The following is a 22,281-nucleotide window of genomic DNA, read 5'->3' on the forward strand; positions in this document are numbered from 1 at the left end:
AAGAAGTCAGTACACGTCCCGGACGTAGCGGCGTTCCGTGGAGAGCTGTTTGACGTAGGCGGTGGCCTCGTCCTCCGTCAGCCCGCCGTGCACCGTGGCGATGTCCTTCAGCGCCCGGTCGACGTCCTTGGCCATCCGGGAGGCGTCGCCGCAGACGTAGAAGTGGGCGCCGTCCTGGAGCCACGACCACAGCAGCGGCCCGTGTTCGCGCATCCGGTCCTGGACGTAGACCTTGGCGCGCTGGTCGCGGGAGAAGGCGGTGTCCAGACGGCTCAGGGTGCCCGCTGCACGCAGCGCGGTCAGCTCCTCCTCGTAGTAGAAGTCGGTGGCCCTGTGCTGTTCGCCGAAGAACAGCCAGTTCGGGGCGCGGTGGCCGCGGGCGCGGCGCTCCTCCAGGAAGCCGACGAAGGGCGCCACGCCGGTGCCGGGGCCGACCATCACCATGGGGGTCGCCGGGTCGGCGGGCGGCCGGAAGTGCGGGGAGCGCTGGACGTGCACCGGGACCGGGGTGCCGGCCTCCGCGTCGGCGAGGAACGGGGAGCAGACGCCCTGCCGGGGTGTGCCGCGCAGGTTCTCGTAGCGGACGACCGAGACGGTGAGGGAGACCCGGTCGGGGTCGGTGAGCGGGCTCGACGAGATCGAGTACAGACGCGGCTGCAGCTTGCCGAGGACGCCCGCCCACTCCGCCGCACCGGCGCGGATCGCGAACTCGGCGGCGACGTCGACGGCCTGCCGTCCCCAGGACCACTTGGCCAGCTCGTCCTTGTTGTCGGGGCGCAGCAGCTTGCGCAGCTCACGCGGGTCGCGGGCGCGGTCGGCGACGAACCGGAGCAGGTCCGGGGTGATCCGGGTGATGTCCAGATGGCGTGACAGGGCCTCGGAGAAGGGGACTTCGCCGACTCCGTTGACTTCCACGGCGGTTGTGGCGTCGAGGCCGGTGACGGTCAGCCATTCCTCGACCAGGGCGGCGGAGTTGAGCGGCCGGACACCGAGCGCGTCGCCCGCCTCGTAGACCAGCGGGGTGTCGCTGTCGCTGGTGTCGAAGGTGAAGCGCCGGACCTCCTTGCCCGCCCCGGGCAGGCTGAGCAGCTTGTTCCCGACCAGCCGGGCGGTGACGGGCGCGGGACGCCGGGACTTCGCCGCGACCGGAGCCGGAGTCGACGTCGAAGCCGGAGTCGCAGCCGAAGTAGCAGCCGGGGCCGGGAGCGAGGCCGGGGCCGGGACCCCGGCCTCCTCCTCCTTGAGCGCGGTCAGGACCTGGTCCAGCCAGGCCTCCGCCCGTGTCTCGTAGTCCGGTTCGCAGTCCGTGCGCGGGGCGAGCCGGACCGCGCCGAGTTCGTCCATACGGCTGTCCAGGCGCCGTCCGTGCCCGCAGAAGTCGTCGTAGCTGGAGTCGCCGAAGGCCAGCACGGCGTACCGGCGGCCGGTGAGGCGGCCGGCGTCCAGGGCGTCGAGGCCGTCCCAGAAGCCCGCGCCGTTGTCGGGGGCGTCGCCGTCGCCGAAGGTGCTGGTGATCAGCAGCAGGTCGGCGCCGGCCGGCAGGGTGGCCGGGTCGGCCTCGTCCATGGCGAGGAGGGAGGCCGCGTGGCCGCCCGCGCTGATCCGCTCGGCGGTGGCGGCGGCGAAGTCCTCGGCGTTGCCGGTCTGCGAGGCCCACAGGACCACCACCTGGCGGATGGCCGGTGCCGCGGCCGGTGCCGCGGGCGCCGCCGACCGGGAGTACATGCCGGCGAGGGTGCCGTCGACCCAGAGGGCGTGCTCGGGGCTGAAGGGGGCGTCCGGCGGCAGGACGGGGACGCCGGGGGCCCCGGCCGGGATGCCCGCGAGGAACCCGACCAGGTACTGCCGTTCGCGTTCGCTCAGGACCGGCGGCGGAGCCGGGGCGAGGCCGAACACCGAGGCGGCGGAGGGCAGTACGGCCGTGGGGGCGACGATCCCGACGGAGGGCGCGACGGCCACGGCCGGGGTCTCCGCGGCACCCGGCACCTGCACGGTCACGGGGGTGGACACCTTGGTCAGCGACACCGCGCACACCTTCAGCTCGGGCTGGAAGGAGAGCGGGTCGACCGCGTCGCTGGTCACCGCGTTGACGCTGAGGTACTCGCCGAACAGGTCGTTCCAGTGGAAGGGGGCGAAGCAGGCCCCCGGCAGCACCCGGTCCGTGACGACCGCGGGCAGCACCGCCCGGCCGCGCCGGGAGGCGACCTCGACGGAGTCGCCGTCGGCGAGACCGAGCGCGGCGGCGTCCTCGGGGTGGACCTCCACGAACGGGCCGGGGTTCAGCTTGTTGAGCTTGGCGACCTTCGCCGTCTTGGTGAGGGTGTGCCACTGGTGCTGGAGGCGGCCGGTGTTGAGTACGAACGGGTAGTCGTCGTCCGGCATCTCGGCGGGGGCCAGATGCGGCCGGGCGTGGAAGACGGCGCGTCCGGAGGCGGTGGCGAAGGTGAGCCTGCCGTCGGGACCGACGTACCGGACGGGGTTGCGGTCCGGGCCGTCGGCGGTGGCGGCCGGCCACTGGACGGGGGTCTCGCGGAGCCGGTCGTAGGTCACGCCGCGCAGGTCGTAGCCGGTCTGCGGGTTGTGGAAGCCCTTGATCTCCTCGAAGATCTGCTCGGCGCTGTCGTAGGCGAAGCCGTCCTCGTACCCCATCGCGCGGGCGACGGCGGCGATCAGGCGCCAGTCGGCGGTGGCCTCGCCGGGCGGGTCGGCGGCGGGACGGGCGAGGGTGAGGTTGCGCTCGCTGTTGATGAGGACGCCCTCGGTCTCCGTCCACAGGGCCGCGGGCAGTACGACGTCGGCGTAGGCGTTGGTCTCGGTGTCGGTGAAGACGTCCTGGGTGACGACGAACTCGGCGGCCTCCAGGCCCTCGATGACGGTCTTGCGGTTGCCGACGGAGGCGACCGGGTTGGTGCAGATGATCCAGCAGGCCCTGATCTCGCCGTCGGCCATCTTCCGGTACATCTCCACGGTGCCCCGGCCGACCCCGTCGGCGCGGATCGCGCCGGGCTCCAGCCCCCACCGCTCCTCGACGAAGGCCCGGTCCGCGTCGACCAGGACGGACCGCTGGCCGGGCAGGCCGGGCCCCATGTACCCCATCTCGCGCCCGCCCATGGCGTTGGGCTGGCCGGTGAGGGAGAACGGGCCGCTGCCCGGACGGCAGATCTTGCCGGTGGCGAGATGCAGGTTGACCAGGGCGTTGGTGTTCCAGGTGCCGTGCGTGGACTGGTTGAGGCCCATGGTCCAGCAGCTGGTCCACTCCCCCGCCTCACCGATCAGCCGGGCCGCCGTGCGCAGGTCGGCCTCCGGGATGCCGGTGATCTCGGCGACGGCGGCCGGCGCGTAGTCGGCGAGGAACTCCGGCATCGCCTCCCAGCCCTCGGTGTACGCGGCGACGAACCCGGGATCGGTGTGCCCGTTCTCGTGCAGGAGGTGCAGCAGTCCGTTGAGCAGCGCGAGGTCGGTGCCCGGCCTGACCTGGAGGAAGAGATCGGCCTTGTCGGCGGTGGCGGTGCGGCGCGGGTCGACGACGATCAGCTTCGCGCCCGCCTTCACCCGGTCCATCAGCCGCAGGAACAGGATCGGGTGGCAGTCGGCCATGTTGGCGCCGATGACCAGGAACACATCGGCCCCATCGAGGTCCTCGTAGGAACCGGGCGGGCCGTCGGCGCCCAGGGAGAGCTTGTAGCCGGTGCCGGCGCTGGCCATGCACAGCCGGGAGTTCGACTCGATGTTGTTGGTGCGCAGATATCCCTTGGTCAGCTTGTTGGCGAGGTACTGCGCCTCCAGGCTCATCTGGCCGGACACGTAGAGGGCGACCGCGTCCGGGCCGTGCTCGTCGACGATCGCGCGCAGCCGCCGCGCGGCCTCGGCGACCGCCGTGTCCACGGCCGTGGGCACGGCCTCCTCGCCCCGCTCGGGCCGCAGCAGCGCGGTGGTCAGCCGTCCGGGCGCGGCGAGCATGTCGGCGGTGGTGGCGCCCTTGGTGCACAACCGGCCGAAGTTGGCCGGGTGCTCCTTGTCACCGGAGGCCTTGAGAACGGTACGACGGCCGTCCGGGCCGCTGCCGATGTCCAGGACCATGCCGCAGCCGACTCCGCAGTACGAGCAGACGGTCCGCACCTTTCCGGTGCCGGTGCTGCGCGGGTCCGGCGCGGCCACGGGCGCCCCCTGTTCCTGCTCGGTCGGCCTGTTCGAAGCGCTCCCGACGGTACGGAGCACTCATTACGCCGGCGTCACCGAGTCTGATCATCGGGGGTTAAGGCCGCCGCACAGCCCGGAGGGGGGCGATGTGAGCGGATGCGTCCGGCATCGGCCGCCTCGGTCCCGTCCCGGGCCCGCCCGGCGGCCGCGCCCTGTCGGTGACCGGTCGCCGGTCGCCGGTTCATTCGTAGGTGAGCACCATGCGGAACCGCGCGGCTCCGTCGAGCATCTTCCGGTAGCCCTCGTCGGCCTGTTCCAGCGGCAGGGTCTCGGTCATCGGGCGGATGCCGTGCAGGGCGCTGAACTCCATGGTGTCCTGCACCTCCTGCGCGGTGCCGGACGGGTGGCCGCGGATCTCCCGTGCGCTCATGAGCAGCTGGAGCGGGCTGATCCCGAGGGGTTCGGGGTCGGCGCCGATCACGACCAGCTCGCCGCGGGGCGCCAGTCCGTCCACGGCGGCGGTGATGGCCCGGGAGCTGCCCGCGGTGGCGAGCACGGTCTTGGCGCCGCCGAGCGACTGGAGGGCCTCCGCGACGGGGGTCGCGGCGGTGGAGTCGACGTAGTGGTGGGCGCCGAGCTGCTTGGCGAAGTCGGCCTTCTCGGGGCCGCGGGCGACGGCCACCGTCTCGAAGCCCATGGCGACGGCGTACTTCACACCGAGGTGGCCGAGCCCGCCGAGGCCGACGACGGCGACCAGGTCACCGGGGCGGGCCGGGCTGCGCCTGAGTCCGTTGAAGGTGGTCACGCCGGCGCAGCCCATGGGGGCCGCGTCGGCAAAGGCCAGCCCGTCGGGGATCCGGGCCAGGGCGTCGACCGGGGCGATCACCTGTTCGCCGAATCCGCCGTCGTAGGTCCAGCCGGGCGTCTTCATGTTCTCGCAGACGATGAAGTCGCCCTGGCGGCAGGGCCGGCAGTGGCCGCAGCTGCCGCCGAACCAGCCGACCGCCACCCGGTCGCCGGTCCGCCAGCCCCAGTCCTCGATGCCCTCGCCCAGTTCCTCGACGCGGCCGGCGATCTCGTGTCCGGGCACCACCGGGAACGTGATGCCCGGCAGTCCGGCGGTCACGAAGAAGCTGTCGCTGTGGCAGATGCCGCAGGCCTCCACGGCGATCCGGACATGGCCGGGCCCCGGCCGCGGCACCTCCCGTTCGGTGATCTCGAAGGGGCCGCCCGGGGCGGTGACCTGCGCGACTCGGTACGTACTCATGCGTGTCTCCCGGATCTCCCGGATCTCCCGGGTCTCCGGTCCTGCGGATCTCCCGGAACGGGTGCGACGGGTTCGGTTCGGCACCCCTCACCCAGCACACCAGCTCCGGGCCGATCCCGCGCGTCGAGCCCCGGCCGGGCCGCCCCGGGCGCGACCGGTCAGGAGGTGATGCCGTTGTACTGGTCCCAGGTGTAGGCGAGGTCGGGCGAGGCGGGCTTGTCCGTCCAGTCGAAGTAGTCCCAGACGAGTTCGGCGGGGTTGGTGGCGAGGTAGCCGCGGCCGGGCAGGTCGTCGGCGTCGTCCCAGGCCCAGGGCGGGTTGGCCGCGTCGGTGGCGCACGCGCCGTTGGCGGGGCCGAGGACTCCGCCCTCCCCGCACTCGGCGCCGTAGGGGTTGGAGCTGTCGTCGCCCGCGAAGTTGTCGGGCGTCGCGAACAACGTTGTCAGGTTCCGGTTCTCCCACATCCCGCCCGCGGCGAAGACGTCGGTCAGCGTGTACTGCACGTCGCGGTCGTTGGAGCCGTCGGGCACCTCGGCGGTGGTGCCGGGGTAGTAGACGATGCCGTCGCCGCTCGCGTACTGGTCGCGTTCCTTGGAGAGGTAGCCCTCGGCCCACGCGGCATGGGTGTTGGGCTGCTGGGCCGTGAACGGGCGGCCGTGGCCGTCGTCGTGCGGGTCGGCCTGGAGCTTCAGCGTCCCGTCGACGCTCTCCTGGCCACTGGTGAAGTCGCTGCCCGAGGGCACCCAGGAGTAGAAGTTGCTGTGCGCGACGGTGATGGCGGCCTTCAGCGAGCCGTGCGCGGAGCCGTCGTTGGCCACGACGACGAGGACGCCCTCGGAGTCGTTCTCGTGCTCGGTGAGGTCCTCCTGGTAGTTGTCGAGGACGCCGTCCGACCAGTCGCGCGGGTGGAAGTACATGTACAGCAGGTAGGAGAAGGACGGGGTCTGCACGACCGAGTAGTAGACGTGCGCCGCGAGCGGGAACTGGCTCGTGTTCTCCCAGTTGTCGCGCCCGTTGAGGTCGCCGTCGTAGTCGTACGAGGTGATGTAGTCGGACTTGCCGCCGAGCGCGGTCTCGCCGGTGGAGTCGACGTCCTGGAAGTTGACCGGGGCCCACCACTGGGCGAGGGCGGCGCGGTCGGCGGCGGTGGCCGCTGCGGCGGGGGCGGGCACGGTGAGGGCGGCGCAGCAGACGGCGGCGACGGCGGCCGTCAGGGCGAGGGATCCGCGTCGGGTGAGCGGCACACGGAAGCGGTGCGGGCGGCTGGTTGCCACGGTTCCTCCGGGGAGCGGCGAAAGGAACCGGCACGCCGGTGAACTAGGCGTGCCGGTACGGGAGTTGACGCGTGTTCCGGTGGTGCGTGTGGTGCCGCGCGTACGATACAGCGCGGCCGGGCGCGCTGGAACGCCCGGCCGCGGCCGCGGCCTCAGCAGGTGATGGTGCCCCTGCGCAGCGCGTGACTGTTGTCGTTGCTGTCGTCGGCCCAGTAGACGGGCTTGGTGCCGGCGCTGCACGCGTCGGCGCCGGAGACGGCGAAGCCCTCGTTGTTGAAGTCGTCCATGCCGGTGGGCCGGTTGTGGACGGCGGTGGTGGCGAGGGCTCCGGACGAGTCGATCTGCATGGTGCGGTGCTGCCCGGAGCAGGTGTCGTCGCAGACCACCCAGAGGCGGGAGGCCTGCGGCTCCCACTGGAGTTCCATGACGCCGGCCATGCCGCTGCCGACGGACGCGACACGGGTGTAGGTGCCGTCGTCCTTCAGGACGTAGCCGTAGATCATGCCGGTGCCCTCGACGCCGACGAAGAACACCCCGCCGGTGTGGGAGCCGTAGGCGCCGGGGTCGTAGGCCGCTCCGGTGGAGGCGTCCTCGAAGCCGGCGGCGGTCAGGGTGGCGTCGGGGACCCAGGTGATGGCCTCCAGGCCGAGGTTGGAGCCCACGGACGGCAGGTCGGAGGTGAGGTTCCACTCCGTACCGGCGCTGATGGTGGTGCTGGTGCCGGTCACGTCGTACTTCAGGACGGACAGGCGGCTGGTGCCGGAGGAGTCCGCGTTGCGCTCGCTCGCCACGTACACGCCCCCGCCGGAGCCGGCGCCCGTCAGGGTGACGCCCTCGTCGTCGGGTATGCCGGAGCCGCCCGGGAACCTGAGGGTCTTGCCGGAGGTCCAGCCGTTGCCGGTGTCGGCCTTCCAGGCGGTGGTGCCGTCGGGGACGAGACGCCAGAGCTTGCCGCTGTTCTGCGCCGCCCACATCACGTTCCCCTCCTGGTAGAGGCCGCTCATGTCGGAGCCGAAGGCGCTCTTGGTGTCGGCGGTGGCGACGGAGCTGCCGCCGGGCCACGCCGTGGCGGAGATGCCGCCGCTGCCGCAGTCGTTGGCGGCGCCGAGGGTCAGGGCGGCCGAGCCGAAGGAGCCGGTGCCGTCGGGGCAGCGCGACCAGGAGGGGTCGGAGTGCCGGGTCCAGCCGAAGCTGTCGACGAGGGTGGTGCCGTCGGCGAGGTAGAGGCGGGCCTCGTCCGAGGAGCCCAGGCCGAAGGAGTTGTGCACGTCGAAGGCGACGAAGCCGCCGGGGGCGAGCGAGGTTCCGGAGGCTATCGCGTACTTGGAGCTGTCGTTGTCGTCCCTGAGGATCCATCCGGAGACGTCGACGGCGGCGGTGCCCTTGTTGTACAGCTCCACCGAGTCGTTGACGCTCCCGGTGGTCACCACCTCGTTGATCCGGATGTCGTCGGAGGCCGCCGCGTGGGCGGGGGACGCCGTCAGGGCGCCGACGGCGAGCGTCGGGCCGGCGACGGCGACGACGAGGAAGCGGAGGCTGCGGCGCCACCGGCGAACGCGTGATTCGATCACGGAATCCGTCCTGAGATCGTTCTGACAGGCCGCGAGGACCTTTCCGGCACGGCCCGAACTGCCGACTTCGCGCAGGCGAGGGGGGTATGAACGCTGGACGAACCGGGAGGGGCCACCTCCGCACGGCCGCGGGCGGGCGCCGCCGGAAGCGGCGCCGACCGTCGGGACGGAGCGTCAGGGGGCCAGGGACTCGGAGAGGTTGCGGCGGACGTAGGGCAGCAGGCCGCGTTCCAGCAGGGCCTTGCGCCAGGTCTCCCTGGCCCGCGCCACGTGGCCGCCGCGCCCGGGCCCGTGCAGGAGCGCCACCCGCAGCAGCGCCGACAGGGCGAGGCACCCGGCCAGCGCGCCGGTCGCGGCGAGGACCCAGCCCGCGAAGGCGACCGAGGCGGCCAACTCCGGTGCCCGACCGACCAGTCGGAGCGCGTAGCCGAGGAGCAGCAGGGCCGCGCCCGAGCCTCCGGACACCAGCGGCGTGAGCACGGCGAGCAGCGGCCACACGTCGCCGCGGCCGCCCTTCGCGGCGGGCGCCGGGGCGGCCGCGCGGGCGTCGAGGTAGTCGCGGTACTCGTCGCCGGCGGCGGCCGCTATCTCCTTCCGGGCCGCCAGCGCCCAGTCCCTCAGCCGCTCCTCGGCCCTGCCGCTGCGGTCGGCGCGCAGCGCGGACCGGACGTCGGCGGTCTCCAGCGCCAGCCGGAGCACCGCCTCGAAGTCCGCCCGGTCCTCGGGCCGGATGGCCGGCGCGTCGCTCACCCGGGTTCCTGGTGTACGTCGTCGGTTCAGACGTTGACTCCGAAGTCGGCGGCGATCCCGGCCAGGCCCGAGGCGTAACCCTGGCCGACCGCGCGGAACTTCCACTCGGCGCCGTTGCGGTACAGCTCGCCGAAGACCATCGCGGTCTCGGTGGACGCGTCCTCGGACAGGTCGTAGCGGGCGAGTTCGGCGCCGCCGGCCTGGTTGACCACGCGGATGAAGGCGTTGCGGACCTGCCCGAAGCTCTGCCCCCGGGCGTCGGCGTCGTGGATCGACACCGGGAAGACGATCCGGTCGACGTCGGCGGGTACGGCGGTGAGCTCGACCTTCAGGCTCTCGTCGTCGCCGTCGCCCTCACCGGTGAGGTTGTCGCCGGTGTGCTCGACCGAGCCGTCCGGGCTCCTGAGGTTGTTGTAGAAGACGAAGTGCTGGTCGGAGACGACCCGGCCGGAGGCGTTCAGCAGCAGCGCGGAAGCGTCCAGGTCGAAATCGGCGCCGGTGGTGGTCCGCACGTCCCAGCCCAGCCCCACGAGCACGGCGCCGAGGCCCGGGGCCTCCTTGCTCAGCGACACGTTGCCGCCCTTGGACAGCGAAACACCCATGCTGCGTACCTCCACACACCGTCGGTCCGGGCCCGCGGCGCGGACCCCGGGCTAAAATCTACAACACTGTAGAAGTTGGCGGGGCCGGGACCGCACCCGGTGGAAGGGGGACGTCGTGACCGAGCCGGATCCGCGCGGGCGACGCAGGGCGCCGCACGGCGCGTTGGAGACACAGGTGCTCGCGGCCCTGCACGGGGCCCGCGGGCCGGTGACGGCGGGCTGGGTGCGGGAGCGGCTGGCCGGCGGTCTCGCGTACACCACCGTGATGACGGTGCTGGCCCGGCTGCTGGCGAAGAACGCCGTCACCCGCGAGCGCGCGGGCCGGTCCTTCGTCTGGGTGGCGGCCGCCGACGAGGCCGGCCTCGCCGCGCTGAAGATGCGCCGGGTCCTGGACGGCGAGCAGAACCGGCGGGCCGTACTGGCCAGTTTCATCACCACGCTGCCGCAGGACGACGAGCGGATGCTGCGCGAACTCCTGCGCGACATGGGCGAGGAGGACTGAACGCACCCGTGGGTATCTTCGTCCTCCTGCCGCTCGTACTGCCGTTGACCGCCTGGCCGGTCGCGCGGCTGGCCGAGAAACGTCTGCATCCCCGCCCCGCCACCACCCTGCTCACCGGCATGGCGGCCGTCATGGCCCTGTGCAGCACCGTGTGCCTGGCCCTGCTGGTGGTCGTCGGCACCGCGCAGCTCCCCGGCAACCCGCTGCCCGACGGCTGGTCGGACCCCGAGGTGCGCGACAGCGTGCCCCACCACGAGATCGTGGGGAAGGCGGCCATCGCGGCGCTCGTCGCGGTGCTGGCCGGCTGCGGCCGCGCACTGCTGCGCCATCACCGGGTACGGCGGCGGGCGCACCGGGCGCTGCGGGGGTTACCGGAGACCGCCGTCGCGGTGCTGCCGGATCCCGAGCCGTACGCCTACGCCCTGCCCGGCGGGCCGCGCGACCGCGTCGTGGTGTCCACGGCGATGGTCGCCCGCCTCTCCTCCCGGGAGCGCCGGGCGCTGTTCGCCCATGAGCGCGCGCATCTCGCGGCCGGGCACCACCGCCATCTGCTCCTCGTCCAACTGGCCGCCCGCGCCAACCCGTTCCTGCTGCCGCTGCGCACGGCCGTCGTCTACACGGCGGAGCGCTGGGCGGACGAGGAGGCGGCGCAGACCGTGGGCAGCCGCAGGACGGTGGCCCGGGCGATCGGCACGGCGGCCCTTCTCGCGCACCGCACCCCGGCGCCCACGCTGGCCGGCCTGGCCGCGTCCGGGCCGCTGCCCCGCCGGGTCGCGGCCCTGCTCGGCCCGGCACCCGCCGTACGGACCTGGGCGTCGCTGTTCACCACCACGGGCCCGGCCCTGTGGACGGCCACCGCCGGTGCGCTCCTGTCGGCCACGTTCTCCGCCGACTCGGCGTTCACCCTGCTGCTCCTGCTGCACGCGGCCACACCTCTGTAGCACCGCCACGTACCCCGCGAGCCCGGTGGCCCTCGCGTCCGGGGTGCGCCGCCGCCTACTTACGCGGAGCAGCGGGTAGGTCTGGGATGATGCGCCGGTCACGGTGCGAGGGGAGTCAACGGGGACGTGTCCGAACAGAACCGCCGGTCGAGGGTGCTGGCCGTGCTGCCCTTCGCCGTCATGAGCGCCGTCGCTCTGGCCGACGTCGTGGCCGGACCCTCCCTCGGTCTCCTGCCCCTGGTGGCGGTGGGGCCCGCGTTCGCTCCGCTCGTCGGCGGCTGGAAGCGCACCGCCTGGGTCGGCGCGCTGTCCCTGTTGTTCTGCCTCGTGCTCGGCTGGTACGACGACCTGACCAACGTACGGCGCGGCGCCATGGCCGTCGCCTCGGTCCTGGGGGTGACCACCGCCGGGCTGGTGGCCGTCTCCCTGCGCCGCAAGCAGGAGGCCGAGCTGGAGAGCGTGCGGTCGATCGCGGAGGCCGCGCAGCGGGTCCTGCTCAAGCCCGTGCCCAAGCTCGCCGGCCGGCTGCGGGCGGCCGTCTCCTACACCTCCGCCGTGGCCGAGGCCCGTATCGGCGGAGACCTGTACGAGGTGGTGGCCGCGCCGCAGGGTGTGCGGGTGATCGTCGGGGACGTCCAGGGCAAGGGGCTGGAGGCGGTGGAGACGGCGGCGCTGGTGCTCGGGGCGTTCCGGGAAGCGGCCCTCGACGAGGCGGACCTGGTGGAGGTCGGCAGCAGGCTGGCCCGCTCGGTCGACCGGCAGCTGGACGGCGAGCGGTTCGTCACCGCCGTCCTCGCCGAGGTCAGCGCCCACCAGGTGACGTTCCTCAACTTCGGCCACCCCGCCCCGATGCTGGTCCGCGGCGACGGCACGGTCGACCTGCCGGAACCGGCGTCGTTCGCGCTGCCGCTCGGCCTGAGCGCGCACGGCACCGCCGGGCCGGAGCCGTACCGGGAGGCCTTCCTCCCGGGCGACCAGCTGCTGCTGTACACCGACGGCATCATCGAGGCCCGTGACCCCGGCGGCCGTTTCTACCCGCTCGCCGAACGCGCCCATCTGCTCAAGGAGCACGATCCGGAGACCGCTCTGGAGACGCTGCGCGAGGACCTGCTCCAGCATGTGAGCGGCCCCCTCCAGGACGACGCCGCGATGCTGCTGCTGCGCTACCGGTGAGGTGGTTCGTCCTGGAGGGCGGGTCCGCGGGCCGGGGGTGACCGGCCTCAGGCCCAGGCCGTCACCGGGACGAAGGAGCTGTCCTGGCGGAAGAGGTCCGTGCCGTCCGAGATGTCGACGCGGAGCTGGTAGTTGTAGTGGCGGAGGTAGTAACCGGGGTAGTTGTACGACTCGAAGCGGACCGATCCTGTCGTGGCGCCGGCGCGGGCGACGAAGGTGGCGTCCCTGGCGAAGGTCGTCGTGCCGTCGTCGGTGTCGAAGCGGCCGCGGAAGTTGTAGTGGCGCAGGTAGTTGCCCGCCGAGTCGCGGAAGGAGTAGCCGCCCGAGTCGGCGAGGCCCGCGACGACCGTGAAGGTGGCCGCCTGCTTGTCGGCGGTGGCGCTGGAGCTGGTGACGACCGGCAGGTTGAGGAGGGACGACACCTCCTCCCAGTAGCGGGTGGTGTAGTTCGCCGACTGGAAGGAGCGGGTCGCGTTCTTCGTCACCGAAGTGCCGCCGGACACCGTCTCCTTGATCACCGTGAAGTGGCGGGCGGTGCCCGAGAGGGTCGGCAGCGCGGTCGGGGTGCTCCAGGTGGCGAACGTGTCGTAGCTGTCGCTGTAGTAGTAGTTGCCGTCGCCGTAGCCGTCGAAGAAGATCCGCCAGCCGCCGTTGTCGAGCTGGATCACCGAGGGGCCCTCGCGGTAGCTGCCCCAGCCCGCCCAGTCGCCGGTCCTGGAGATGGTGTAGGGGCCCTTGAGGGCGGACGCCGTGCCGTACTCGATGTACTTCGCCGTCTCGTTCTTCGTGAACGCGTGGTAGGTCGAGCCGGACTTCACGATGTACGTGTCGATGTGGTTCGAGCCGATGCCGGACAGCGCGACCGGTGAACTCCACGCCGTCAGGGCCGAGCTGGTCGCCGTGAGGACGTACGGGGTGAAGATCCACTCGTCGTCCGTCGTCGAGCAGGACACGATGACGTTGACGCTGGCGTCGCTGTCCACGAACCACTCGGGCGCCCAGGCGCGGGACAGGTTCGTGATCGGGATCGTGTAGTCGTACAGGAACGTCCAGTTGACCCGGTCGGAGCTGCGGGCGAAGCCGATGGTGGTGCTCTCGTCCTGCCAGGTGTGGGTGGTGTACGTGATGTAGTAGTAGCCGTCCGTGTGCTTGAACACGCTCGCGTCGCGGATGCGGTTGCTCGGCGGGGTGTAGGCCGAGGACTGGACGAGGCGGAAGTCGGTCGCGTCGTCGGACTGGTAGACGTTCACCGTGCCGTCGTCGCTGTTGAGGAACGGGACGATCGTGTAGCGGGTGACGTAGCCGCTCGCGGGTGCGGCGGCCTCGGCCGTGCCGAGCAGTCCGGGCAGTTCGCCGAGGACGACGGCCGACGCGGGCAGGGCGGCCAGCGCGCGGAGCAGGGCGCGGCGGGACGGGGTGGCGGGACGTGAGGTCACGGGGCGGCTCTCCCTGGGGCTCGTGCAGACGTGGACACAGCGGCATGTCCGGTATTTCGAACTTGGTTCGAGGAGTCGCGCAGAAAGTAAGAGCGGCGGCAGGTTCACGTCAATGCTTTGGGCAGGACTGGGGCGCACCTGGACACCCGCTGTGCGAAACCTGTACCGCGACGGGCCTCCCCGGCCGGCCGCTTTCCTCCCGCTTGACCTGCCCGTACCCTCTGACCATGGACGATGCGTCGATGGTGGGGCTCATGGGGCGGGTCACCGGAACGATCGGGCCCGGGCTCGTCGGCGAGGTGATCGTCCGGGTCCGCGGGGGTGCCGAGCACTTCCTCGCCTACGCCTCCGACGGCACCGGCCGGTTCGAGCGGGGCACGGTGGTGATGGTGGTCGAGTACCTGCCGCCCAGGACGGTCTACGTCACCCCCGCGTACGACAGTTGAGCACGCTCAGCCCCAGGTGAGGGGCGTATGCGTCAAGATTGCAACAAGGATTCACCAGCGTCTTCACCCCGGCCTCGCACGGGCGCACACTCCCTTCGTTCGGTGCCGAAAGGGCACCATGCAAAGGGGGCGTATGCCGATGGTTGTCGGCGTCGTTGCGGGGACGGCGGTCGTCGCCGTTCTCGTGTTGATCGGTCTGTTCAAGATGATGTGGCGGGTGGCCGAGCCGAACGAGGCGCTCATCATCTCCGGTTCGAAGCACCGGACCGAGGGCCTTGAGGAAGGCATGGGTTTCCGCATCGTCACGGGGCGCGGCACGCTGGTGCTGCCGGGCGTGCAGGCGGTGCGCAAGCTCTCCCTGGACCTGAACGAGACCGAGTTGTCGGTGGACTGCGTGACCCAGCAGGGCATTCCGCTGAAGGTGCGGGGCGTGGTCATCTTCAAGGTGGGCGACGACTTCGTGTCGATCGCCAACGCGGGCCGCCGGTTCCTGGACCAGCAGAAGATGATGTCCGAGCGGGTGCACAACGTGTTCGCCGGTCATCTGCGGTCCATCGTGGGCGGGTTGACGGTCGAGGACATGATCCGCGACCGGGACAAGCTCACCGGGCAGACCCGGGCCGCCTGCGGTACGGAGATGGAGAAGCTGGGGCTCATCGTGGACTCCCTGCAGATCCACGAGATCGAGGACCCGACCGGGTACATCCAGAACCTGGCGATGCCGCACGCGGCGGCCGTGCAGCGGGACGCGCGGATCGCGCAGGCGGAGGCGAACCGTCTGGCCACCGAGGCGGAGCAGCAGTCGTTCGCCCGGATGGCGGAGGCCACCCGGGACAGCGAGATCCTCCAGGCCGGCTACCAGGCCGAGCGGGACAAGGCGGCGGCCCAGGCCCGGCAGGCCGGTCCGCTCGCCGACGCGGCCGCCCGGCAGGAGGTCGTCGTCCAGGAGACGCGGGTCGCCGAACTGGAGGCGCACCGGCGCGAGCAGCAGCTCCAGGCGGACGTCCGCAAGCCGGCGGACGCCAGGGCCTACGAGAAGCGCACACTGGCCGAGGCCGAGCGTGACGCGCGTATCTCGGCGGCCCAGGCCAAGGCGAAGGAGACGGAGCTGGCGGCCGTGGCCGAGGCGACCCGGGTCAAGACGGCCGCGGGCGCGGAGGCCGAGGCGACCAAGTCCCGGGGTGTGGCCTCCGCGGCGGCGACCCGGGCGACCGGTGAGGCCGACGCGGCCGCCGCGCAGGCCAGGGGTCTGGCGGAGGCCGAGGCGGCCAAGGCCAAGGGTCTCGCGGAGGCGGAGGCGATCAAGGCCCGCGCCGCCGCCCTGGCGGAGAACCAGGAGGCGGTCGTCGCCCAGCAACTCGCCGAGAACTGGCCGGAGATCGTCAAGGCCGGCGCGTCCGCCTTCGGCAACGTCGACAACATGGTGCTGCTCAACGGCGCCGACGGCATGGCCGACATGTTCGCCAAGGCGCTCACCATGGGCGGCACCGGACTGGGCCTCGCCCGCCAGCTGCTGGCGTCGATGAACCAGAACGGCCGGACACCGGGCGGCACTTCACCGGTGCTCGACGGGAGCGCGGCCCCGAAGTCCCAGAAGGTGACGGTGGAGGCGGAGGAGGACACCAAGTAGCCACCGCCGGTGCGCCCTCTCCCCCGGGACACGGAGGAGGGGGCGCCCTGCCGAGTTCGCGGCCGAGACGGCCCTCCGGGACACCACCGGGTGATCACCGGACCGGTCCTGACCGACGCGGTCGGCGCGGACGTGGAGGGCGAGCCGCTCACGGACTTCTGCTACGGAGCCGCCTGTGCACAGGCCTTCCCGCAGGGCCGGTTCGAGCCGGTGCCGCGGGCCGGGCACCTTCCGCGGATCGAACGCCCCGGGTTCACGGCCGAGTTGGCCGGGGCCGAACTGCGCCGTACCGGGACCCCGCGTGTTCTCGCAGGCCGAGGCCCCTTAGGGTGCCCTCGTGACTGCGTATACCGACGACGAGAACGTTCCCGGCCGTTTCGGCCCCACCGCGACCACCGAGGCCGAGCCGCGTGAGGTCGGCAAGGTGCACACCGAGTACGCGCCCGCGCACGACGGCGACCCCGATCCCGGTGAGATCGTGTGGACCTGGGTGCCCTTCGAGGAGAACGACGGGCGGGGCAAGGACCGGCCGGTCCTGGTCGTCGCCCGCGAGACGGCCGGCACCCTGCTGGCGGTGCAGCTGTCCAGCAAGCGGCACGACAACGACCGCGAGTGGGTGGCGATCGGCAGCGGCCCCTGGGACCGCTCCGGCCGCGACTCCTGGGTCGACGTGGACCGCGTCCTGCGCCTGCACGAGGACGGGATGCGCCGGGAGGCGTGCGCCCTGGACCGCGGCCGGTTCAACCTCGTACGGAACCGCCTCCACGAACGCTACGGCTGGAACTGACCCACCGCCGCGCCCCGTCGGCACCGGCGCGACCGGGGACCACCGGTCGCCGCCGGAGCCCACGGCCCGCCCGGGGACCCGGCGAGGTCTACGACGCGGGCCGCGGCCGGGCGGCGAAGGTCTCGGCGAAGGCCGACCTGACCCGTGAGCCGGGTGTGCGGTCGAGGACCCCGAAGACCACGTGCTCGAAGGTGCGGGCGAAGCGTCCGCCGGGGCCGAGGTGCGTCCGGAAGGCACCCGCGACCTGCGCGGGGTCGTTCATGAAGACGCCGCAGCCCCAGGCACCGAGCACCAGCCGCCGGTAGCCGTGCGCGGCGGCCACCTCCAGCACCCGTTCGGCGCGCGCGGCGAGCGCCTCCGGCAGTTCGCCGACCCGCTCCGGGGCCGTACGCCGGATCACGCCCGCGTTGGGCGCGGCGGCGGTGAGGAAGCCCGCGCGGTAGGGCTCGGCGAGCAGCGCGCCGCGGTCGTCGCGGAAGACCGGGACGGCCGGGGAGTGGATCACCCGGTCCGAGTAGAACGGGTCGCGGTGGGCGCGGTGGTGGTCGTAGAACTCGCGGGCCCGCAGCTGGCAGGTGTACAGCGCGGAGGCGCGGCACAGCGCCTCCTCCTGGGCCTGCGCGCCGTTCAGGTAGCCGCCGCCCGGGTTGCGGGCCGAGGCGAAGTTCAGCACGGCCACCGGAGTGCCGGCCAGCCGGCGGGCGGCCTCCAGGCTGCTCTCGCCGGTGACCTCGACGACGGTGTCCGGGACCGGCGCGGACTCCTGCGGCACCGGTACCGCCTCCGGTCCGTACATGCGCGTACCGGCCCGGGCGGCCTCGATACCGGCCGCGAGGGGGATCTCCCGGCCGTCGGGCGCGCGATAGGCCCCCGCGGCGACGATCTGTTCCGTCCGCTGTGCGATCCCGCGCAGGCGCGCGCTCATGGCGCCACCCCCGTGGACGCCATGACCGCCGCCCGCGCGGCCTCCCCCGTCGTGCTCATGCGGCCATCCTGGGCGATGCTGGTGATGCCGTGCAACGGGGTTTCCTGTGCCCGAAAGGGCAGGAAACCGCTGGAAACACTGGAGGAAACGGAGATTACCGATCCCCTACGTGCTGTTTGGCACCCTTGTGCGAATCGGCGCGGAGGTCTTGGGTGGGGTGGACGATGCCGTCCCGGCTCATCCGAGGCCGGGCCGGCGGCATGGTGGAATCTCAGGAGGATCCCTACATGTCCGACACACAGTCCGACTGCGGCGACTGTACCGACGGATCGGCCAGGACCGATTTCGCGGACGACCTCACCGCTGTCACCGAGGCCGAGGTGGAGGCCCTGGTCAAGGGCATCTGCTTCAAGACCGGACCGCCCCGAACCCTCGGGGTCGAGGTGGAATGGCTGGTCCACGAGCTGCGGCAGCCGCTGCTCCCGGTGACCACCCGACGACTCGAAGCGGCCTACGCCGCACTGCGCACGGTACCCCTGGGCTCGGCGCTCACCGTCGAACCCGGCGGCCAGCTGGAACTCAGCTCGCCGCCCGCCGCCTCCCTGACGGAGTGCATCGGCACCGTCTCCGCCGACCTGGACGCCGTCCGGGCGATCCTCGCCGAGGACGGCCTCGGCCTCGTCGGCGTCGGTCACGATCCCTGGCACGCACCCCGCCGGTTCCTGCGCGAACCGCGCTACGACGCCATGGAGACGTACCTGGACCGCACCGGCACGGCGGGCCGCCACATGATGTGCGCCTCGGCCTCCGTCCAGGTCTGCCTGGACGCCGGCTACGAGGAGCCGGGCCCGCTGGGGCACACGCGCCGCTGGTGGCTGGCCCACCAGCTGGGCCCGGTCCTGGTGGCCGCGTTCGCGAACTCCCCGCTGGTCGGCCGGGAGCCCACCGGCTGGAAGTCCACCCGGCAGCTGCTGTGGACGGAGATCGGCCCGGACCGGGCGGGCGCGCCCCCGCTGGACGGCGACCCGCGCGCCGCCTGGGCCCGGCACGTGCTGGACGCCCCCGTGATGTGCGTACGGCGGGACGGCGGCCCCTGGGAGGTGCCCGAGCGGCTGACCTTCCGGGAGTGGACCCGTAAGGGCATCCCCACCAGGGAGGATCTCCGCTACCACCTCACCACGCTGTTCCCGCCGGTCCGGCCGCGCGGCCATCTGGAGCTGCGGATGATCGACGCGCAGCCCGGTGACGACGGGTGGATCGTGCCGCTGGCGGTGACGGCGGCGCTGTTCGACGACCCGGAGGCCGCCGAGACCGCGTACCGGACGGTGAAACCGCTGGCGGAGCGCGCGGTGCCGCGGCCCGCCCCGCACAACCCGCTGTGGATCGACGCGGCCCGGCAGGGGCTCGGCGACCCGGAGCTGCACGAGGCCGCCGTCGTCTGCTTCGAGGCGGCCCTCGACGCCCTGCCCCGGCTCGGCGCCGCCTCCGAGGTGACCGACGCCGTGACGGAGTACCTGAACCGGTACGTCCGCCAGGGGCGCTGCCCGGCCGACGACCTGCTGGACCGCCTGCGCGGCGCCCCGAGCCGCGCCCACGGGAAGGACGTCCCCGCATGACCGCCCCCGAGACACGGACCGGGACCGAGCCCGGGACCGACGCCGGGCCCGGGACCGGAAGCGACGCCGGGACCGGACTCGACGCCGAGGCCCTGCGCGAGCGGGCGCTGGAGTCCCTGACCACGGCCCGGGACCGCACCACGCTGCTGACCAGCTGCGTGGAGGAGCCCGACCTCACCGCCCAGCACTCCCCGCTGATGTCCCCGCTGGTCTGGGACCTCGCGCACATCGGCAACCAGGAGGAGCTCTGGCTGCTGCGCAACGTCGGCGGCCGGGAGCCGATGCGCCCCGAGATCGACAGTCTCTACGACGCCTTCGAGCACCCGCGCGCGGAGCGGCCGTCGCTGCCGCTGCTGCCGCCGGAGGAGGCCCGGCAGTACGCGGCGGAGGTGCGCGGCCGGGCCCTGGACCTGCTGGAGGACGCGTCGTTCGGCGGCACCCGGCTGACCGAGGCGGGCTTCGCCTTCGGAATGATCGCGCAGCACGAGCAGCAGCACGACGAGACGATGCTGATCACCCATCAGCTCCGGAAGGGTCCGCAGGCCCTGACCGCGCCCGACCCGGATCCCGCGCCGCCCTTCACCGGCCCGGCCGAAGTCCTGGTCCCCGGCGGTCCGTTCACGATGGGCACCTCCACCGAGCCGTGGGCGCTGGACAACGAACGCCCCGCGCACCGGCGGGAGGTGGCCGCCTACTGGATCGACACCACCCCGGTGACCAACGGCCGGTACCTGGCGTTCATCGAGGACGGCGGCTACGAGAACGAGCGCTGGTGGACCCCGGACGGCTGGGCCCACATCCGCAGGCACTCCGTCTCCGCGCCGCTGTTCTGGCACCGGGACGGCGGCCAGTGGCTGCGCCGCCGGTTCGGGGCCACGGAGGTCGTGCCGCCCGAGGAGCCGGTGGTGCACGTGTGCTGGTACGAGGCGGACGCCTACGCGCGCTGGGCCGGGCGGCGGCTGCCGACCGAGGCCGAGTGGGAGAAGGCCGCCCGGCACCATCCCGGCGAGAACCGCTCGCGCCGCTACCCGTGGGGCGACGCCGACCCGGCGCCGGCCCACGCCAACCTGGGCCAGCGGCATCTGCGTCCCGCCCCGGCGGGCAGCTACCCCGAGGGCGAGTCGCCTCTGGGCGTACGGCAGTTGATCGGTGACGTGTGGGAGTGGACGTCGAGCGACCTGCTCCCCTACCCCGGCTTCAGCGCCTTCCCGTACAAGGAGTACTCGGAGGTGTTCTTCGGGCCCGAGTACAAGGTGCTGCGCGGCGGTTCGTTCGCCGTGGACCCGGTGGCCTGCCGGGGGACGTTCCGCAACTGGGACTACCCGATCCGGCGGCAGATCTTCTCCGGGTTCCGCACCGCCCGTTGCGCGGAGGACTCCTGATGTGCCGTCATCTGGCCTACCTGGGACCCGAGGAGCCGCTCGGCCGGCTCCTCGTGGAGCCGGGGCACTCCCTGTACCGCCAGTCGTGGGCACCGCGGCGGCAGCGGTACGGGACGGTCAACGCCGACGGTTTCGGGGTGGGCTGGTACGCCCCGGACGATCCGCAGCCCGCCCGCTACCGGCGGGCGGTGCCGATCTGGGGCGACCCGTCCTTCGCCGACCTCGCCCGGGTGGTGCGCACCGGCGCGCTGCTGGCCGCCGTACGGGACGCGACCCTGGCGGGCGCGGACGGCGAGGCCGCGGCGGCGCCGTTCGCCGCGGGGCGCTGGCTCTTCAGCCACAACGGGGCCGTCCCGGGCTGGCCGCGGTCGCTGGCGCCGCTGGTCCCCGCGCTGCCCCCGGCCGATCTGCTGGCGCTGGAGGCGCGCACCGACTCGGCGTTCGTCTGGGCGCTGGCGCTGCACCGGCTGCGCACCGGGACGGATCCGGGCCCCGCCCTGGTCGAAACGATTCTTCAGGTGGCCGAGGCGGCCCCGGCCGCACGCCTGAACCTGCTCCTCGCAGACGGCGAGACCATCGCCGCCACCGCCTGGGGCGACAGCCTCTTCTACCTCTCGGAACCCGGCCACCGCACCGTCGTCGCCTCCGAGCCGTACGACGACGACCCGCACTGGCGGGAGGTCCCCGACCGCACCCTGCTCACCGCGAGCCGCACGGGCGTCGTACTCGCCCCGATCGAGCGGGCCGAGCCCGCCCCGGTCGGGGACCCGGCATCCGCATCCCCGAAGGAGCCCTGTACGTGAGTCCCTTCCGTGTCACCCGCACCCTTCCCGAGGACGCGACGGACGCCGCGCTGCGCGCCGATGTCCGGAACGGCCTCACCGCCACCCCCAAGACGCTGCCGCCGAAGTGGTTCTACGACGCCCGGGGCAGCGAGCTGTTCGAGAAGATCACCGAGCTGCCCGAGTACTACCCGACCCGCGCCGAGCGGGAGATCCTGCTCGCCCGGTCCGGTGAGATCGCCGCGGCCAGCGGTGCCCGGACCCTGGTGGAGCTGGGCTCGGGCTCCTCCGAGAAGACCCGGCTGCTCATCGACGCGCTCACCGGGCTCCAGGTGTACGTGCCGGTCGACGTCAGCGAGAGCGCCCTCACCCAGGCCGGGCAGGCGCTCGTCGAGGAGCGGCCGGGGCTGTCCGTGCACGCCCTGATCGCCGACTTCACCGGACGGCTGGAGCTGCCCCGGACGCCGGGACCGCGGCTGCTGGCGTTCCTCGGCGGCACGATCGGCAACCTGCTGCCCGCCGAGCGCGCCCGGTTCCTGGCCGCGGTGCGGGGGCTGCTCGCGCCCGGCGACGCGCTGCTGCTCGGCACCGACCTGGTCAAGGACGAGGACGTGCTGGTCCGGGCGTACGACGACGCGGCCGGGGTGACGGCCGAGTTCAACAAGAACGTCCTGGCCGTGGTCGACCGAGAACTGGGCGCCGACTTCGACCCGGACGCCTTCGACCACGTCGCCCTGTGGGACGCGGCCGAGGAGTGGATCGAGATGCGGCTGCGGTCCCGTACCGCGCAGACCGTGAAGGTGCCGGCGCTCGACCTGGCGGTGGACTTCGCGGCCGGCGAGGAGCTGCGCACCGAGGTGTCCGCGAAGTTCCGGCGGGACGGCGTGAGCGCCGAACTCGCGGCGGCGGGCATGGAGCTGACCGACTGGTGGACCGACGACCGGGGCCGCTTCGCGCTCTCCCTGAGCATGGCCCGCTGAGCCGGCCGGCGGGCCGCCCGCCGATCCGGTCACCGGTCCGGTCACCGAAGCGATCGCCGCACAGGCCGTCGCTTCGG

At 72.9% G+C, this 22,281-nt stretch carries 18 protein-coding genes; 10 read left to right on the forward strand and 8 right to left on the reverse strand.

What is annotated here, in order from left to right; genetic code table 11:
- Positions 1 to 6 precede the first annotated feature (6 nt).
- From ACZ619_RS00285 to ACZ619_RS00310, 6 genes are all read right to left on the reverse strand, one after another.
- Positions 7 to 4,158 carry a molybdopterin-dependent oxidoreductase gene (locus ACZ619_RS00285; RefSeq protein ID WP_469592406.1) on the reverse strand — a complete coding sequence of 1,384 codons (4,152 nt, stop codon included), beginning with the start codon at positions 4,156 to 4,158 and terminating at the stop codon, positions 7 to 9.
- A gap of 223 nt (positions 4,159 to 4,381) precedes the next feature.
- Complete coding sequence (locus ACZ619_RS00290) at positions 4,382 to 5,407, reverse strand: alcohol dehydrogenase (protein ID WP_469592408.1); 1,026 nt, start codon at positions 5,405 to 5,407, stop codon at positions 4,382 to 4,384.
- A gap of 158 nt (positions 5,408 to 5,565) precedes the next feature.
- Positions 5,566 to 6,681 carry a hypothetical protein gene (locus ACZ619_RS00295; RefSeq protein WP_469592409.1) on the reverse strand — a complete coding sequence of 372 codons (1,116 nt, stop codon included), beginning with the start codon at positions 6,679 to 6,681 and terminating at the stop codon, positions 5,566 to 5,568.
- Positions 6,682 to 6,833: 152 nt separating this feature from the next.
- On the reverse strand, positions 6,834 to 8,252 hold the full coding sequence (locus ACZ619_RS00300) for a lamin tail domain-containing protein (protein WP_469592411.1): 1,419 nt from the start codon (positions 8,250 to 8,252) through the stop codon (positions 6,834 to 6,836).
- 174 nt (positions 8,253 to 8,426) lie between these two features.
- Positions 8,427 to 9,002, reverse strand: coding sequence for a hypothetical protein (locus ACZ619_RS00305; protein ID WP_469592413.1), 576 nt, complete (start codon positions 9,000 to 9,002; stop codon positions 8,427 to 8,429).
- 26 nt (positions 9,003 to 9,028) lie between these two features.
- Positions 9,029 to 9,604, reverse strand: a complete 576-nt coding sequence (locus ACZ619_RS00310; RefSeq protein WP_469592415.1) for a TerD family protein — start codon at positions 9,602 to 9,604, stop codon at positions 9,029 to 9,031.
- Positions 9,605 to 9,719: 115 nt separating this feature from the next.
- On the opposite strand from ACZ619_RS00310, the gene ACZ619_RS00315 reads away from it, so the two are divergent.
- The 3 genes from ACZ619_RS00315 to ACZ619_RS00325 all read left to right on the forward strand — a co-directional run bounded on the left by ACZ619_RS00315 (position 9,720) and on the right by ACZ619_RS00325 (position 12,220).
- Complete coding sequence (locus tag ACZ619_RS00315; RefSeq protein ID WP_469592416.1) at positions 9,720 to 10,106, forward strand: BlaI/MecI/CopY family transcriptional regulator; 387 nt, start codon at positions 9,720 to 9,722, stop codon at positions 10,104 to 10,106.
- A gap of 8 nt (positions 10,107 to 10,114) precedes the next feature.
- A complete protein-coding gene (locus ACZ619_RS00320) occupies positions 10,115 to 11,047 on the forward strand; it encodes a M56 family metallopeptidase (RefSeq protein ID WP_469592417.1) in 933 nt (310 codons plus the stop codon).
- Between the two features lie 180 nt (positions 11,048 to 11,227).
- On the forward strand, positions 11,228 to 12,220 hold the full coding sequence (locus ACZ619_RS00325; protein ID WP_469593241.1) for a PP2C family protein-serine/threonine phosphatase: 993 nt from the start codon (positions 11,228 to 11,230) through the stop codon (positions 12,218 to 12,220).
- Positions 12,221 to 12,267: 47 nt separating this feature from the next.
- Here ACZ619_RS00325 and ACZ619_RS00330 read toward each other — a convergent pair whose 3' ends face one another.
- Positions 12,268 to 13,656 (reverse strand): glycoside hydrolase family 43 protein, encoded by a 1,389-nt coding sequence (locus tag ACZ619_RS00330; protein ID WP_469592418.1) that lies wholly within the window; start codon positions 13,654 to 13,656, stop codon positions 12,268 to 12,270.
- Between the two features lie 227 nt (positions 13,657 to 13,883).
- Here ACZ619_RS00330 and ACZ619_RS00335 point away from each other — a divergent pair, with 227 nt between their 5' ends.
- The 3 genes from ACZ619_RS00335 (at position 13,884) to ACZ619_RS00345 (ending at position 16,519) form a co-directional block, all read left to right on the forward strand.
- On the forward strand, positions 13,884 to 14,102 hold the full coding sequence (locus ACZ619_RS00335; protein ID WP_469592420.1) for a hypothetical protein: 219 nt from the start codon (positions 13,884 to 13,886) through the stop codon (positions 14,100 to 14,102).
- 133 nt (positions 14,103 to 14,235) lie between these two features.
- Positions 14,236 to 15,732, forward strand: coding sequence for an SPFH domain-containing protein (locus ACZ619_RS00340; protein ID WP_469592422.1), 1,497 nt, complete (start codon positions 14,236 to 14,238; stop codon positions 15,730 to 15,732).
- Between the two features lie 337 nt (positions 15,733 to 16,069).
- Complete coding sequence (locus ACZ619_RS00345; protein WP_469592424.1) at positions 16,070 to 16,519, forward strand: type II toxin-antitoxin system PemK/MazF family toxin; 450 nt, start codon at positions 16,070 to 16,072, stop codon at positions 16,517 to 16,519.
- Between the two features lie 88 nt (positions 16,520 to 16,607).
- Here ACZ619_RS00345 and ACZ619_RS00350 read toward each other — a convergent pair whose 3' ends face one another.
- The gene (locus ACZ619_RS00350; protein ID WP_469592425.1) at positions 16,608 to 17,444 is read right to left on the reverse strand and encodes a TIGR02452 family protein; all 837 of its coding nucleotides are present in this window, start codon (positions 17,442 to 17,444) and stop codon (positions 16,608 to 16,610) included.
- Between the two features lie 287 nt (positions 17,445 to 17,731).
- On the opposite strand from ACZ619_RS00350, the gene egtA reads away from it, so the two are divergent.
- The 4 genes from egtA to egtD are packed head-to-tail and all read left to right on the forward strand — an operon-like array spanning position 17,732 to position 22,204.
- The gene (gene egtA, locus ACZ619_RS00355; RefSeq protein ID WP_469592427.1) at positions 17,732 to 19,060 is read left to right on the forward strand and encodes an ergothioneine biosynthesis glutamate--cysteine ligase EgtA; all 1,329 of its coding nucleotides are present in this window, start codon (positions 17,732 to 17,734) and stop codon (positions 19,058 to 19,060) included.
- Complete coding sequence (gene egtB / locus ACZ619_RS00360) at positions 19,057 to 20,442, forward strand: ergothioneine biosynthesis protein EgtB (RefSeq protein WP_469592429.1); 1,386 nt, start codon at positions 19,057 to 19,059, stop codon at positions 20,440 to 20,442. Before egtA ends, egtB begins: the two co-directional genes overlap by 4 nt.
- Positions 20,442 to 21,245, forward strand: coding sequence for an ergothioneine biosynthesis protein EgtC (gene egtC, locus ACZ619_RS00365; protein WP_469592430.1), 804 nt, complete (start codon positions 20,442 to 20,444; stop codon positions 21,243 to 21,245). The genes egtB and egtC overlap by 1 nt, the downstream gene beginning before the upstream one ends.
- Complete coding sequence (gene egtD / locus ACZ619_RS00370) at positions 21,242 to 22,204, forward strand: L-histidine N(alpha)-methyltransferase (protein WP_469592432.1); 963 nt, start codon at positions 21,242 to 21,244, stop codon at positions 22,202 to 22,204. Before egtC ends, egtD begins: the two co-directional genes overlap by 4 nt.
- Positions 22,205 to 22,281: the final 77 nt, after the last annotated feature.

This window comes from Streptomyces sp. NPDC104367 (assembly GCF_055583825.1).

Excerpts from the sequence above, each read along its gene's own strand:
- ACZ619_RS00350 (WP_469592425.1), bottom strand. The coding sequence starts at position 17,444 with ATGAGCGCGCGCCTGCGCGGGATCGCACAGCGGACGGAACAGATCGTC.
- ACZ619_RS00310 (WP_469592415.1), bottom strand. The coding sequence starts at position 9,604 with ATGGGTGTTTCGCTGTCCAAGGGCGGCAACGTGTCGCTGAGCAAGGAG.
- egtA (WP_469592427.1), top strand. The coding sequence starts at position 17,732 with ATGTCCGACACACAGTCCGACTGCGGCGACTGTACCGACGGATCGGCC.
- egtC (WP_469592430.1), top strand. The coding sequence starts at position 20,442 with ATGTGCCGTCATCTGGCCTACCTGGGACCCGAGGAGCCGCTCGGCCGG.
- ACZ619_RS00290 (WP_469592408.1), bottom strand. The coding sequence starts at position 5,407 with ATGAGTACGTACCGAGTCGCGCAGGTCACCGCCCCGGGCGGCCCCTTC.
- egtB (WP_469592429.1), top strand. The coding sequence starts at position 19,057 with ATGACCGCCCCCGAGACACGGACCGGGACCGAGCCCGGGACCGACGCC.
- ACZ619_RS00325 (WP_469593241.1), top strand. The coding sequence starts at position 11,228 with ATGAGCGCCGTCGCTCTGGCCGACGTCGTGGCCGGACCCTCCCTCGGT.
- ACZ619_RS00340 (WP_469592422.1), top strand. The coding sequence starts at position 14,236 with ATGCCGATGGTTGTCGGCGTCGTTGCGGGGACGGCGGTCGTCGCCGTT.
- ACZ619_RS00335 (WP_469592420.1), top strand. The coding sequence starts at position 13,884 with ATGGACGATGCGTCGATGGTGGGGCTCATGGGGCGGGTCACCGGAACG.